Raw genomic sequence first — 14,680 nt, forward strand, 5'->3', positions numbered from 1 at the left:
GACCATTTTGGGCAAATCGTGTTCAAAGTTATTTAGCGAAAATGGTTTAAAAGTACTTGACGGTTACATTTTTCCCTTAACCTGCTTTAACGTCGCTACGATAAGAAAGCTAACAATCACTAATAAGAACCATGAACTCACCTTTCCTGGATGAACGAGACTCCATGCATCGGTTTGGTATGGATATTCCCAAGCTCCAAAGAACGTTGCGATATTTTCGGCTATCCATATGAAAAATCCGATGAGCACAAAAGAAAGTGCGAGTGGCATACGGTAACGAGTTCCATCCACCTCGAATGTGACCCATGATTGCCAAAAGACGATAAATACAAGTCCGGATAACCACCAACGAACGTCCATCCAATAATGGTGGGTGAAAAAATTCAAATAAATCGCAGCTGCAAGAGGTACAACCACCAAAAACGGCGGCCACTTCACCAGTTCAACCTTAAGCCTCCTCCACGCCTGGCAAAGATAACTCGCTACACTTGCGTACATGAATCCGCTATACAAAGGCACTCCAAAAATTTTGAAATATCCTTTCTCCGGATAAGACCAGGAGCCCATATTTACCTTGAAAATTTCAAGGGCAAGCCCAATAAGGTGGAACATTATGATAACCTTTAGTTCATCCCGTGTTTCAAGCCCTGAATGCACCATCCACCACTGCATCAGAAGGCAGATGATGAGCAGCCAGTCATACCGTGGCAGGAAAGGAAGCGGCATGATTTTTGTAAAAGCCAAAGAGGCAAAAATCACGACAGGAAACAAACAGGATAGGGCCTGTTCCCAACCAAAACGAACGAGTTGTTTTAGAGCGCTCATGATTTGTGCCACCAAAGTTTTCTTCTGAATATATATGTAAGTTCTGATTAAGATAGATTTAGGGTTATGCACCCAGGCTCACCGCCGAATCATTTCTTCTATTATTTAAAAGGCGATTTAAAAAATATTTATATCCCCCAATACATTTTATGCCTAAATATTTGTAAATTTTATGAATGGTTAAATTATAAGTGACTCCCCTTTCCTTTTAATTGATGATGGATAGGATTACAGCAAGGTTAGAAACAAAAAAATGTCAGCAATCATACCGTGTAAATTTTCCCAACTTTCATTATCCTTGAGTGTCTTCGTCGCTTTTGTATTCTAAAATATCGCCAGGCTGACATTCCAAAGCCTTACAAATCGCATCTAAAGTTGATAATCGAATTGCTTTTGCCTTTCCATTTTTTAATATAGAAAGATTAGCCATCGTTATTCCAACCCTCTCCGAAAGTTCTGTAAGGCTCATTTTCCTTTTAGCCAACATCACATCAAGATTGATTATAATTGCCAAGTGATTCACCTCAGATCGTTAAATCATTTTCCGATTTTATATCGATGGCTTCTTGTAAAAGTCTTTGGAGAACAGCAGCAAAAAAGGCGATCACCATAGAGGCGAAAATAATGACCAATCCCATTGGTATGAAACTTGGAGGGTCAACTTTTTTTCCCATGAGATAGTAGAGTGGCATACCTAGCAGGTACAAGGTACTGATCGTGATGGCACAGTATTTTATATTCTTTAAAGCCTTTACCGATAATTCCGAGAACGCTTGGTTCTTATCAATATAGCTTAAAAGTTTTAAAGCTTGATACAGAGCAAAGTAAAAAGGTATCGCTGCCGTGTACATATCGATTAAAACGAGAGATTTCATATAAGCAATATCTGGATACAATTCTCCAGCAAAATTCCCGATCTTAGGCACCAAAAATATGCACAATCCAAGAACTAGGATTCCTATAAAAATAACAGCTAGCTTTAAAAAGAGTGTCGTAACTTGTTTCATAAAAAACACCTCACTTATTATTGATAATATGATTTTAATACCCCATTTATCGTTTTGCAATAAATTATTATTGGTTTTTATTGTGTTTTTATCGTTGTATAGTAATGTCCTTTTAATTTTAGGCAAAGATGAAAAGCCTTCCTCATTAAAAAAGAAATACACGATGTCAAAGGAAAAAAACATGTCCATCCCACTTAAGCCCCTCTTAAGAACCAATCCCTTGCCACATAAGGCTCTCGGCATTTCAGGATGCAATGGGAACAAAAAACAGGAAAATAAATCATGTCCGCAAAATCGGAAAGAATTAGGGGATATGGGTGAAAGGATAAGGGAAATGGAACGTTGATAAAATGTCCAAGGAAAGAGTTTGAGGAGATTAGGGGGGCCAAGGGGAGGGGGATATTGGGACAAATCCTGATTCGCTTTTCTCTTTCACCCTCATCCCGATCCCTTTACCAAAAGAATAAGCCGAACGGTGATCAGGCATGAACCCTAACACCGCTCGGCTTTCTTGGGCTTTCTTGGATACTTTTTTAATTTCCCAGGACGGGATTTATTTTACGTCGATAACACCAACAAAATGCAACGACCTTACTCCACCGTCACGCTTTTCGCGAGGTTGCGCGGCTTGTCGACGTCATTGCCGCGGTGGAGCGCCGCGTAGTACGCGAACAATTGCAACGGGACGACCGAAACAAGTGGTGTGAGGGCATCGTGGACTTCCGGAAGGACGAGGCGGTCGCCTTCTTCGTTCAGGCCTTCCATGCTGATGATGCAGGCCTTGGCGCCGCGGGCCGTCACTTCCTTGACGTTGCTGCGAATGTTGCCGTTCACGTGGAATTGCGTAGCGATGGCGACGACCGGCGTGCCTTCTTCGATCAACGCGATCGTGCCGTGTTTGAGTTCGCCGCCGGCAAATCCTTCCGCTTGAATATACGAGATTTCTTTCAATTTCAAGGCGGCTTCGAGCGCGACGTAGTAGTCCACCGCCCGGCCGATGAAGAAGCAGTTGCGCGTCGCCGCAAGGTATTCCTTGGCGAGCGCCTCCATCGTTTCCTTCTGATCGACGAGCGTCTGCATGGCGTTGGCGGCAATGCTCAACTCTTTCTCGAGATCGATGTTCGGATCGATGCCTTTGGCGCGTGCGGCTTCAACCGCCAACATCGCCAGCACCGCGATTTGCGCCGTGTAGGCTTTCGTCGACGCCACCGCGATTTCCGGACCCGCATGCAAGAGCAGCGTGTGATCGGCTTCGCGCGACAGCGTCGAGCCCGGCACGTTCGTGATGGTGAGCGTGCGGAAACCGAGCTTTTTCACTTGCACGAGCACCGCGCGGCTGTCGGCGGTTTCGCCGCTTTGCGAGATGAAGATGAACAGCGGGTTTTTCGACAAAAGCGGCATATTATAGCCGAACTCGCTCGCAATATGGACTTCCGTCGGCACCTTGCCGATGTTTTCTAAAAGCTGTTTGCCGACGAGACCGGCGTGATAGCTCGTGCCCGCCGCGATGATATAAATGCGATCCGAAGCCAAAACCGCTTGGCGGACATCATCGCTGAGCCGGATATGGCCGCTTTCGTCTTGGTAAGCCGAGAGAAGCCGCCGGATGACCGCCGGTTGTTCATCGATTTCTTTCAGCATGTAATGGGGATAGGTGCCTTTTTCGATATCTGAGGCGTCCAGTTCCGCCTTAAACGGCGCGCGTTCAACCGTTTCTCCCGCGAGCGTCATGATCCGGATATGATCGCGGCTGACGATGACGACTTCTTCGTCCAGCAATTCGATGAATCGATCGGTGACCTTGAGCATCGCCATCGCGTCGCTGGCGACAACGTTAAACCCGGCGCCGACGCCGACGAGCAGCGGGCTCTTATTTTTTCCGACAAAGAGCGCGTCGGGATTCTCGGCGTCGATCATGGCGATCGCATACGAACCGTGCAAAAGCGAAAGCGTCTTCCGGAACGCCGCCTCGACGGCCATGCCGTCCTTGACGAACACTTCAATCATTTGCACGATGACTTCCGTATCCGTGTCGCTCTTCAACTGAACGCCGGCCAGATATTCGTTCCGCAGTTTCTCATAGTTGTCGATCACGCCGTTGTGCACGAGCGTGAACCGTCCGGAAGCGCTTTGGTGCGGATGGGCGTTTTCCCGGTTCGGCTCGCCGTGGGTCGCCCACCGGGTGTGACCGATGCCGACCGTCGCGTGCACGCTGCGATCGATCGCGGCTTCCAGCGCGCTGATCCGCCCTTTTTCTTTGAAAACATGGACGCCGTCATCGTTCAGCAGCCCGATGCCGGCCGAATCGTAACCTCGATATTCAAGCTTTTTTAAGCCTTCGATGAGAATATCCTTCGCATCTTGTTCTCCGATGTATCCAACGATACCGCACATGCTTTGTTTTCTCCCCCTGAAGTGGGGCAAGAAAACCGTGGGGCTTCTTGCCCCACTTGTTTTTGTCGTATTCGCTCACCGCCGGGTCCTTGTCCGGAAGGTCGCCCCTCCGTTTTCGGACGTCGGCTTGCGGGTGTGAGCCAACCCGAGAGGCATCCGCCGAACGTTCGATGCTCCTCTTCCTCGTCGACTGGCCGATTTCCGTCCGTGGCCAGCCCTGGCGCTTTAAATATTCAGTTGTCACGACCCACCTTTCTATTCTTGAGTAAATGACGCTTTAATCTTATTATATTAAAACGCGGTTTGTCAATGACGGCTGCCGCGCCATTGAACAAGAAGTGAGACGGAACCGCGCCGACGAAAAACCGGCTGTCGCTCGTGCCTCTTGATCGCCGGCGCCGTCCCGCTGCTCAGGTTAATCAGTCCCTGAAAAGATGAGTAAAAATGTGTTGAGAGCGGCGGGAATCGGTTCCGAAAAAAATTTATTTAAAACCCCATCCGCTTGCCATGGACGCATAGAACATCGCCATGGTCTTTTTCATCTCTTCCGCTTTCCGCCGCAAACCGCGCGTTTCTCACCCGATCATAATCCCCGATCCGCCCGCGCGATCCGTCATGATCATTTTATGTGGCCGCCTTCCGAAAGGTGACCGATGGGAAACGGCCTTGCGCCGCCGCTAAACGCCGGGAAATGGACGGTCGAAATAAAAGATAGCGCCGCAAAAACCGCCGTTTTTTGCAGTCGCCCGTTTCCGCCCGGCCAAGGGCGGCGGCCGTTCATCGGCCGGAAGGTTTCATCGGACCACGGGGGCGGGCCCGCCGCTTCATTCGTTTGCACCGAGTTCCGCTTCAACGACGTCGGCCACGGCACGGACGTATTTGTCGCAGTCCTCTTCGGTCGGAGCTTCCACCATGATGCGGACGAGCGGCTCGGTGCCCGACGGCCGGACGAGCACGCGCCCGTTACCGGCCAAATCCGCTTCCGCTTGGCGAATGGCTTCGGCGACCCGCGGATTGTCTTTTACCGCCTCTTTGTCCGAGACTTTGACGTTCACGAGTTTTTGCGGGTACTTTTTCAGCGGCCGGGCGAGTTCGGACAACGATTTCCCCGTCGCCTTCATAATGTTCACGAGCTGCAAAGCGGTGAGCATCCCGTCGCCGGTCGTCGTGTAATCGAGGAAAATGATGTGGCCGGACTGCTCGCCGCCGATGGAATAATCGCCTTCGCGCATAGCTTCCATCACGTAGCGGTCACCGACGGCAGTCTGCTTCGCGGCGATCCCTTCCGCTTCCAGTGCTTTATATAAACCGAGATTGCTCATCACCGTGGTGACGAGGGTGTTTTTCTTCAATCTTCCCTCATCGTGAAACGCCTTGGCGCATATGTACATGATCTGGTCGCCGTCCACGATGTTTCCGTTCTCATCGACCGCGATGAGGCGATCACCGTCACCGTCAAAGGCGAGTCCGACGTCGGCGCCTTCTTTCTTTACGAGTTCGGCTAAGGCTTCCGGATGCGTCGAACCGACGCCGTCATTAATATTGATCCCGTTCGGCGAGGTGCCGATGGTGACGATATCCGCCTCCAGATCGGCAAAAAGGTGCGGGGCGATGGAGGACGTCGCTCCGTGGGCGCAGTCCAAAGCGATGCGCAGGCCGCCGAAATCTTCCTCTTCGACCGTCTGCTTCAGGAACTGCAAATATTTTTGCGCGCCTTCATAGTAGTCGTTGACGACGCCGATTTCTTTGCCGATCGGACGGGGCAAGTGATCCTCGCCTTCGAGAAGGGCCTCGATGGCGGCTTCTTGCTCATCGCTCAATTTAAACCCGTCGCTGCCGAAAAACTTGATGCCGTTGTCGGCAACCGGGTTATGGGAGGCCGAAATCATGACGCCGGCATCGGCGCCCATCGCTTTGGTCAGGTAAGCGACACCGGGTGTCGAGATGACGCCGAGGCGCATGACTTCCGCCCCGATGGACAACAAACCGGCCACCAGCGCCGATTCCAACATGTGGCCGGAAATCCTCGTGTCGCGGCCGACCAGAATTTTCGGGCGCTCAGCGTGTTTCGTCAGAGCATGTCCGCCCGCACGGCCGAGTTTAAAAGCTAATTCCGGCGTCAGTTCCGTGTTGGCAATCCCCCTTACCCCGTCTGTACCAAAATACTTACCCATTTCCATTCGCTCCTTTTGAACATATCGAGCTCGTTTTAATAGTGATGGATTTATGATTCCCAAGAGTGCCTGCCCGCGCCAAGGCGACGGGCTCGCCCCTTTCTTTGTCTCTGTCACATAAAAGCGCGGGGCCGTTGGCCGTCATTGGCGTCGTTCATCCGCTTCCCGAGCCGATTCGAACCTTCGCCGTTTTGGGGACGGGCCGGACCTCGACGTTCTTGGGACCTTTTACCATAATGTCCACTTCGTGTTCGCCTTCGCCCAAGCCGGCTAGGTCGACGATCAACTGGATGTCGGACGGTTTGATCGCATCGATCGCGCTTTTATCACCGATCAAAACCACGTCGGCCATGCGGTCTTTCGGGCTGATGAACGCGACCGTTTGGTCGGGGTCATCCAGCCCCTCCACCGCGATCGGAACGTTTTTTACCGTTTTTTTTTCATCTTCTTTAAACGTCACGTTCACCGTCACCTTATCGGGCTCGACCTTATCGGCGCCGCTTGGGACGGGCACCTTCACTTCGTAAGCCCCGCTGTGGTCGATGCGGTTCAGCGCCAAGTTTAGCGTGATTTTATCGATGCTGTTCAATACTTCCTTTTTGCCGTAAACCTTCACGGTTTGCGGATCGACATCGATGGAGGCGACGGACTTATCATTCGGAGCATGGCCGGTCGAGTGAATGTCGACCGCCACCTCTTTTGAAGGATGGACGAGCGGCACTTCCACTCTGGCGATCCCCGGATTGATGAGAACATTCAATTGGTTGCCGTCCTTGTCGTAGGCATTCAAGGCCATTCTGGCGCGAATGGTATCGGACGCATCCTGCACGTCGACAATGCCTTTGACGAAGGCGATGCGATTGACGATGTCTTCGGCGCCGGTGACGGCGACTTTAGCCGGATCGATTTTGGCATCGCCGAGTTGATAGCCGTTCGCCAAGTCGTTTTTATTCAAGAAATCCACATTGACCGAAAAGTTTTTCGTGACCTTCCGCTGAATGGTCACTCGGATCGACGACGGATTGGGTTCGACGTGGAGTCCCGCCGGAAACCCGGCCGTCAGGACCTTGACCCGGTATGTTCCCGGTTTTTTACCGGTCAAATCGACATAGACTCTGCGCGTCGCCAAAAGTTTCGCCTTCGTGATCTGTTCGCTCGTTCCCCTCAACAAGAGATCGACCGTTTTCGGCAGGCCCATGACAATATATTTATCATGGTCATATTTCGCCTCAAGCTCCTCAGTCATCGTCGCTTTCTGGTTCCCGGTCGTAAAGGAAAAGGCGTTATCGTTATTGTCGGCAATTTCGTTCGAAGAGACGACGTTGTAAAGCATCAAGGCGATGAGAAAGGAAATGATCTTAATGAACCAACTGCTCCGGAATATTTTATCCATTTTGCTTTCCTCTCCAGTTCCAGCGTCGCCCCGATCCCGACATTTTGTTCAGCCATTCATGCTCCAGCATTTCCTTGAGCCTTTCCTCCGTAAGGTTCCGATACAAGTCCCCGTTCTTGGCCACAGAGATCGAACCGGTTTCTTCCGAGACGACGATGGTCATGCTGTCCGTCACTTCGCTGACGCCGATCGCGGCCCGGTGTCTCGTCCCGAGTTCTTTGGAAATGAAGGGGCTTTCCGATAGCGGCAAATAACAAGCGGCCGCGGTGATTTCATTGCCTCTGATGATCACGGCACCGTCATGCAGCGGCGTATTCGGTATAAAAATATTGATGATTAATTGGGAAGTCAATTTGGCGTTGATCGGAATGCCGGTCTCAATATAATCATTCAATCCCGTTTCTCTTTCTATGGCGATCAAAGCGCCGATCCGCCGCTTGGCCATATAGGCGGAGGCGGTGACCAGAGCTTCAATGGTATGCCGGCGCTGTTCTTCTTCATGCATTTCTCTCGAAAAAAGGCGGCCGCGTCCGAGTTGTTCGAGCGCCCGCCGCAACTCCGGATGGAAAATGATGATGATCGCCAGCAGGCCGTACGAGATGGCCTGGGTCATGATGAAATTCAACGTTTTTAACTTGAGTATACTGCTCAAGAACCAGATGAGAATGATGACGGTTATGCCCTTAAGTAACTGGACGGCTTTGGTTCCGCGGATCACCATGATGACTTTATATATGACGTATGTGACGAGCAGTATATCCACAACAGACCGGAGCATATCGAGGAGATTGATATCCGTCCACGAAAACATGGTGTCCATCCTCCAAAAATAGCGCTCAAACCTTACGTCTCCAATTATAACATACGACGCCGGCATTCGTGTTAAACGCCCCGGCGCGCATTAGGGCTCATACAGGCCCGCATGTCCCCCGATATCCGGTGCAGAAAAATCCCGCCTGCCGGTCCACTCCGCATTCTCCTGCTGACACGGCGGCGGGCAACCGATCCGCTCGCGAACGGTACTCGAAACCCGATCCCCAAAACGATGGCCTCCACTATTTTACAATGGAGCCATCCATAACCGAGAGGGCGTCAGGGAGCGGGACGACTCCGACGGGACCGCGAAAAAGATGTGAGCAAACGTCTGTTTGACGCGATACCACAACCATTCAAGCACTTGATTGATTTCCTTAATATCCCCGGTCACCTCGCCGGCGGAAGCCATGAGATGCCGGCTGTTAATCAGCACGACGTTGCCTTGGACTTTCCCCTCGATTTTTACCTTGCCGTTTTGAACGATCAGGTCTCCCTTTATCACTTCGCCTTTCGGAACCACAACCGTCCGGTTATTTTCATATTTAATGTCGCCCGACCCGTTCACGACGGCTTGAAACGGCGCCTGCTCCCAAAGCGAGAGGATATAGCCGGTCATGAGCACGATAAAAAACGCAGCTGCCGTCGCGATGGGATGCCGTTTTAGCCATCTCAAAAGAGGTGAAGCTTCTCTCCCGTGCGGGCGTTCGATTCGCCGCATGACGCCCTCGGTAAAATTCGGCGGCGGTGCGGCCGGCTCGGCGCTTTGAAGGGCGGAGATGACTTCCTCGAGCTCATGAAAATGCCTCCTGCAGTCCGCGCACGTTTTCATATGCGCCTCCAACTCATGGCGTTCGGCTGCGGTCGCTTCCCCATCGATCACCTTTTCGATCAGTTGACGCCACGGTTTGGAACAGGCCATGTTTCTCACCTCTTTACGCGATCACGGACAAGCCGTTTTCTCAAAGCCTCCCGTCCCCTGTGAATTCTCGTTTTGACCGTCGGTACGGGAATATCCAATATTTCGCTAATTTCTTTCAGGCTCAAGTCTTCCACATACTTCAACACGATCGCCGAACGATATTTGGGCGGCAGGCGGCGGATTTCCGCATGCAGCCAATCGCTCATCTCACTCGCGGCCACTTGTTCTTCCGGCGAGGGGTCGGAAGCGGCAAGTTGGGCATACATATTATATCCGTCCGTCCCCGGAAGCTCGGCATCTAAGGAAGCGCCCGGCTTTTTCTTTCTCAGATAATCGATGCATAAATTCGTAGCGATTTTAAAAAGCCATGTGGAAAATTTTTTATCCGTTTCAAAGCGGTCAATGTTCGTATAAGCGCGAATGAACGATTCCTGAGCGATGTCCTCGGCTTCCGCGGGAATGCCGATCAATCGCAAACAAATATTATAAACTTGGCCTTTATATAGGTCTACAATTTTGGCGAAGGCGTCGTGATCGCCCGCCTTCACTTTATTGATCAAATGATGAATGTGATCGCTCATGCGTATTAGCCTCATTTCTGTGGCATTGTCTTATACGAACGAACCCCACGAGGGTTTCAAAAACATTCTAGCAAATCTTGGTCGTCAAGTGGGAAAAACTTAGGAAACCGCAAGGCTCATTTACGGCTCCGCGCTTGGCCGGCACGCGCCCCCCGTTCGGCGAAATTCCAAAAAAAATACCGCCGCAGCCGCGGCGATACTTGCGTCTTTATCCCTGACAATCTGTGAACGGTTTCCGTTTTATCCGAAAGACTATAAAATCTTTTCCCCGAAAAGCGAGCCGGCCAGATCAACAGCGACCTTCGCGGTTTTATTGCGCTCGTCCAGGATTGGATTGACCTCGACGAGTTCGGCCGAGGTGATGATGTCGGCATCGGCCAACAACTCCATGGCCAAATGGCTTTCGCGGAATGTGATGCCACCGCTGACCGGCGTGCCGACCCCCGGGGCATCGTTTGGATCCAAACCGTCGAGATCAAGGCTGAGGTGCACGCCATCCGTATTCCCCTTCAAATATTCGATCGTTTCGGTCATGACGCGCGTCATCCCCAATTTATCGATTTCATGCATCGTATACACACGAATGTTTTTCTCTTTTATAAGCGCTTTTTCGCCTTCATCTAACGAGCGGATGCCGATGAGGACGATATTTTCGGGTTTGACTTTGGGGGCATACCCGCCGATGCCGGTCAATGCGGCGTGTCCCAATCCGAGGCTGGCCGCCAAGGGCATGCCGTGAATGTTGCCGCTCGGTGACGTTTCGGGCGTATTTAAATCGCCGTGGGCATCATACCAAATCACGCCGAGATTTTTATATGCCCGGCTGACCGCGGCGAGCGTCCCGATGGCAATGCTATGATCACCGCCGAGCACGAGCGGAAACCGGTTCTTCTTCACTTCTTTGGAAACCACCTCATATAATTTGACATTGGCTTCGGCGACGGCTTTGAGATTTTTCAATCTGCCGGTTTCTTCTTGCGATGCCGGCCGGCCGATTTCGATATCGCCGCAATCCTCGACACGATAGCCGAGGGATTCCAACCGTTCGATAAGACCCGCGTATCGCATCGCGCTCGGTCCCATGTCGACGCGCGGCGGGTTTGCCCCAAATCCATCGCGCGCCGATGACGGAAATCTCCTTGTTCATGACTGTGACCTCCTTCGTTTTCCCGTTCAAAGCCGCATCATTTTAACGTATGTTGCTCCATGTATGCGCTTTCTTTTTTCCTGATTCCTATTTTACACGAATCGCGGGCGCGCACAACCGCCGATTAAAACGGAACCGCCGATTCGCCATGATCTCGTGTCGTTTTTCATGGCAACAAAAAAGCATGCCCCGACAACAAGGGCATGCTTGAACTTTTCATTCGATCCGTCTGACGCGGATCAAAGGATCTGGCGCAGACGTGTGGTTTCGTTTTTATCATGGATTGAGCTTTGCCAAATAAAAAAAATGGAGCGGAAGACGGGACTTGAACCCGCGACCCCCACCTTGGCAAGGTGGTGTTCTACCGCTGAACTACTTCCGCAAAAATGGTGAGCCATGAAGGATTCGAACCTTCGACCCTCTGATTAAAAGTCAGATGCTCTACCAGCTGAGCTAATGGCTCATATGGATAAATGATGTATGAGCTTGGTGCTTGATTGATGCCGATTCTGTTCGATGCGAAAACCGCAGCATCTTCAAGCAGTATTGCTCGTTTTCGCAACTCGCGGCATACTCGGCTGATGCTCGTCGCTGTCTCTGCGTCTTCTCGCATCGCTCCGCAGCGGGATTCCTCGAGACAACTCGCCGCTTATTCGGCAGATGCCCCGCTCGTTGCTCTACCAGCTGAGCTAATGGCTCATATGGATAAATGATGTATGAGCTTGGTGCTTGGCTGATGCCGATTCTGTCCGATGCGAAAACGTCTTTGTGTTTGCCCACATCGCTTCCGCTCCAAAGCAGACTTCCTCTGGGCAACTCACAGCCTATTTGGCAGAGGCAACGCTCGCTCAACCGATGAGCGAACGGCCTATATGTATTTAAAACCATTGGCGATCGCTTGTCCGAGATTTCTCAATGGTGGAGGGAGAAGGATTCGAACCTCCGAACCCGATGGGAGCGGATTTACAGTCCGCCGCGTTTGGCCACTTCGCTATCCCTCCATATGCTCGCGGACAGCCGATCGCAACAACATAATGGACAAATACATGAGATATGGTGGAGGATGACGGGATCGAACCGCCGACCCCCTGCATGTGACGCAGGTGCTCTCCCAGCTGAGCTAATCCTCCAAAATGGTGACCCCTACGGGATTCGAACCCGTGTTACCGCCGTGAAAGGGCGGTGTCTTAACCACTTGACCAAGGGGCCATGAGTTAGAATTATCCCGAATGGACGTTATTTATTATATACAGTTCATTTTCCTATGTAAAGCCCTAAATCAAAATCAATGAATTCAGAAGACACTTATCCTTCTCAGCATTATACCTAGACATCTTGCCTCACGATTTCCAGCGAGTGGGGAACACCCTGAGGTATTGAGCCGCAACGACCGCTGGCAAAATGTAGCCCACCGTTGCTTCAATCACCGCCACCGCCCGGGACCATCCGACCGGCCAGATATCTCCGTAACCTACAGAAAAAAGCGTCATGGCGCTGAAATACATGGTCCGGGCCAGATAGGCCGCCCACGCCGCCGGACCGCTTGGATGGGCCTGCACTTCAACAAGCCGGCCGAGACCGGTTAAATCAAACAAAACGTATACCACGCTGAAAACAACAATGATATTGACGCAAAAGATCAACAAGGTCAACGAATTGTACAAAAACCCGGTCTGTTTCATGCCGAATATTTCCCTTTCTAAACATGGCTGGGCGACAGGCCTCCTTTGACTGCCGTCCACAAACGGAATAGGGATATTTGACGCTTAAAAGACAACAGCGCCGATCGGCTCGGCGTGTTGTCCCCTCTTGAAGGCACTGACTATGACCCAGTCGGGAATAAATTTTTTGCCTGCCACATGCGTTGGATTCGGTGTCTGACCATATTAGCCAATCGGCTGTTCGGACGCATGAATTGGTAAGCGGCCGCACCTACTCCAATCGCCGCAATCAACGGCATCCAACCTCGTCTTTGTCCCATCGTCTCGTCTCACCACCGAAAAGGATTTGTTCACCTGGCTGTGAACACTCATTAGCCTCACCATAACACTGTTTTTTATATTAGTGAAAATATGGCGGATAAGGATCCGCAACAGATCTTGTCGCAAATCTCAATCCCCGCATTTTGCTCTTATTGCATCGATACCGAGCCATATGCCTTTTTTCGGCAAAATTCACCTTTGTCCATGCCGTCTTTTGCCAAAATGCATAAGATGTATTATCCCCACGGAGAGGGGGTGAAAAGATATGAGTTATTACCCCTTCAACTTTGCGTTAATCGTCGTATTGTTTATACTCCTGATCATTGTCGGAACCGCATACCTTATCTAACCGCCAAACGCCCCACCGGTCCTGCACATCCCATCACCTTTTTGACGGCGCCCTTACTTGGGGCGCCCTTTCTGCATTAAAGAGGGAATCGGATTTTTCGGCAGCCGGTCGTCCCGCCCGATTCGCCATCTTTTGGCCGTGGACGAGCAACAGCGTTCAGCGGTTTGTATATCATATGGCAAATGCGGCCTTTTGATGATTAATGCAAGCACCTAAAAAACCAGGCGCTTTGTTCTTCACCTCCCTTTCTGGCCATCATCCCGCGTTTTTGCCTCAGCGAACCGGCAACCCCATCCTGACTTTGTCAAATCCAACGGTTTTTCCCATTCCCAATTGGTTATATATACCAATAAGAGCGCCGAAATTTTTAGCATGTTTTCATCCGCATGCTGCACATACTGAGAAAGACAAAAGACCGTCCCGGACCCCAAATTTTTTATGTACGAAAAAATCTCTTGAACAGGCGATTTTTTTAAAACGCGCTTTGGATATCTTATGGACACATCTTGGGCGATTCGCCCCAAGATAAATCATCGACCGATCGCCCACCGGTTTCCGTTCACCAGGCCATTGAGGTCACGGCGGTGACTGATGAGGACGGAAAGTGGACATGCCGGCGGCATCTTGGACATAAAGGCTGCGTTTCAATCCCCGTGCGCCGCGGTTCGTAAACGAACGCACGACGTTGGATATTTTTTTCGATCATGTAGTGAAAGGCACAGGGTTGAACATGCCAAGCAAATATATGAAAAAGGGCAATGACTTTGAAAGCCACTGCCCTTTCCTTTATTGTTATTTCACGCGCAAAACTTGCCCGACATAAATGGTGTAGTTGTCATCCAAATGGTTCCACTCTTTTATTTGGTCAATCGTGCTTCCATACTGTTGGCTCAATGAATAAACGGTATCGCCGGCAACGACGGTATGATAAACCGCCGTATTCTTTTGCAGGTTGAAAGCCAGGGCTAATCCGTTCACATGGCCCCTCGCCACTTTGTCGAGCCAAAAGGAACTTTTCATTTTCGCCGCATCGCTGGCGTTATCGATAAAGCCGTTCTCCGTTAAGAGAGCCGGCATAGCGGATTCTCTTAAA

At 50.9% G+C, this 14,680-nt stretch carries 12 protein-coding genes, 5 tRNA genes and 1 pseudogene; 1 reads left to right on the forward strand and 17 read right to left on the reverse strand.

The window, feature by feature from the left end:
* Positions 1–63: 63 nt before the first annotated feature.
* The 16 genes and pseudogenes from CCB157_RS05395 to CCB157_RS05475 form a co-directional block, all read right to left on the reverse strand.
* Positions 64–825 carry a DUF817 domain-containing protein gene (locus CCB157_RS05395; RefSeq protein WP_077614912.1) on the reverse strand — a complete coding sequence of 254 codons (762 nt, stop codon included), beginning with the start codon at positions 823–825 and terminating at the stop codon, positions 64–66.
* A gap of 292 nt (positions 826–1,117) precedes the next feature.
* On the reverse strand, positions 1,118–1,339 hold the full coding sequence (locus CCB157_RS05400; RefSeq protein ID WP_003353470.1) for a helix-turn-helix domain-containing protein: 222 nt from the start codon (positions 1,337–1,339) through the stop codon (positions 1,118–1,120).
* Positions 1,340–1,349: 10 nt separating this feature from the next.
* Positions 1,350–1,832, reverse strand: coding sequence for a DUF2975 domain-containing protein (locus CCB157_RS05405; protein WP_077614913.1), 483 nt, complete (start codon positions 1,830–1,832; stop codon positions 1,350–1,352).
* A 591-nt stretch (positions 1,833–2,423) separates the two neighbouring features.
* Positions 2,424–4,226: a glutamine--fructose-6-phosphate transaminase (isomerizing) gene (gene glmS / locus CCB157_RS05410; protein WP_077614902.1), complete on the reverse strand. Its 1,803-nt coding sequence runs from the start codon at positions 4,224–4,226 to the stop codon at positions 2,424–2,426.
* A gap of 824 nt (positions 4,227–5,050) precedes the next feature.
* Positions 5,051–6,400, reverse strand: a complete 1,350-nt coding sequence (glmM, locus tag CCB157_RS05420) for a phosphoglucosamine mutase (RefSeq protein WP_077614904.1) — start codon at positions 6,398–6,400, stop codon at positions 5,051–5,053.
* Between the two features lie 154 nt (positions 6,401–6,554).
* Complete coding sequence (locus CCB157_RS05425) at positions 6,555–7,793, reverse strand: CdaR family protein (protein ID WP_077614905.1); 1,239 nt, start codon at positions 7,791–7,793, stop codon at positions 6,555–6,557.
* Positions 7,786–8,604 (reverse strand): diadenylate cyclase CdaA, encoded by an 819-nt coding sequence (gene cdaA, locus CCB157_RS05430; RefSeq protein WP_077614906.1) that lies wholly within the window; start codon positions 8,602–8,604, stop codon positions 7,786–7,788. The genes CCB157_RS05425 and cdaA overlap by 8 nt, the downstream gene beginning before the upstream one ends.
* Before the next feature lie 249 nt (positions 8,605–8,853).
* On the reverse strand, positions 8,854–9,528 hold the full coding sequence (locus CCB157_RS05435; protein WP_077614907.1) for a zf-HC2 domain-containing protein: 675 nt from the start codon (positions 9,526–9,528) through the stop codon (positions 8,854–8,856).
* A 5-nt stretch (positions 9,529–9,533) separates the two neighbouring features.
* Positions 9,534–10,109, reverse strand: coding sequence for an RNA polymerase sigma factor SigW (gene sigW, locus CCB157_RS05440; protein ID WP_077614908.1), 576 nt, complete (start codon positions 10,107–10,109; stop codon positions 9,534–9,536).
* Between the two features lie 252 nt (positions 10,110–10,361).
* Positions 10,362–11,256 (reverse strand): annotated as a pseudogene (gene rocF, locus CCB157_RS05445) (arginase).
* A gap of 307 nt (positions 11,257–11,563) precedes the next feature.
* Positions 11,564–11,638, reverse strand: a tRNA-Gly gene (locus CCB157_RS05450).
* A gap of 5 nt (positions 11,639–11,643) precedes the next feature.
* Positions 11,644–11,719 (reverse strand) — tRNA-Lys (locus tag CCB157_RS05455).
* 453 nt (positions 11,720–12,172) lie between these two features.
* Positions 12,173–12,257, reverse strand: a tRNA-Tyr gene (locus CCB157_RS05460).
* A 53-nt stretch (positions 12,258–12,310) separates the two neighbouring features.
* A tRNA-Val gene (locus tag CCB157_RS05465) sits at positions 12,311–12,386 on the reverse strand.
* A 4-nt stretch (positions 12,387–12,390) separates the two neighbouring features.
* A tRNA-Glu gene (locus tag CCB157_RS05470) sits at positions 12,391–12,465 on the reverse strand.
* Between the two features lie 131 nt (positions 12,466–12,596).
* A complete protein-coding gene (locus CCB157_RS05475) occupies positions 12,597–12,920 on the reverse strand; it encodes an ion channel (RefSeq protein ID WP_238594605.1) in 324 nt (107 codons plus the stop codon).
* 583 nt (positions 12,921–13,503) lie between these two features.
* On the opposite strand from CCB157_RS05475, the gene CCB157_RS05480 reads away from it, so the two are divergent.
* Positions 13,504–13,587 carry a YjcZ family sporulation protein gene (locus tag CCB157_RS05480; RefSeq protein ID WP_077614910.1) on the forward strand — a complete coding sequence of 28 codons (84 nt, stop codon included), beginning with the start codon at positions 13,504–13,506 and terminating at the stop codon, positions 13,585–13,587.
* 792 nt (positions 13,588–14,379) lie between these two features.
* Here CCB157_RS05480 and CCB157_RS05490 read toward each other — a convergent pair.
* On the reverse strand, positions 14,380–14,680 hold a 301-nt coding region (locus CCB157_RS05490), incomplete at its 5' end, for a LysM peptidoglycan-binding domain-containing protein (RefSeq protein ID WP_143286936.1).

This window comes from Caenibacillus caldisaponilyticus (assembly GCF_002003465.1).
In the GTDB taxonomy this organism is placed as follows: Bacteria; Bacillota; Bacilli; order Bacillales; family Sporolactobacillaceae; genus Caenibacillus; species Caenibacillus caldisaponilyticus.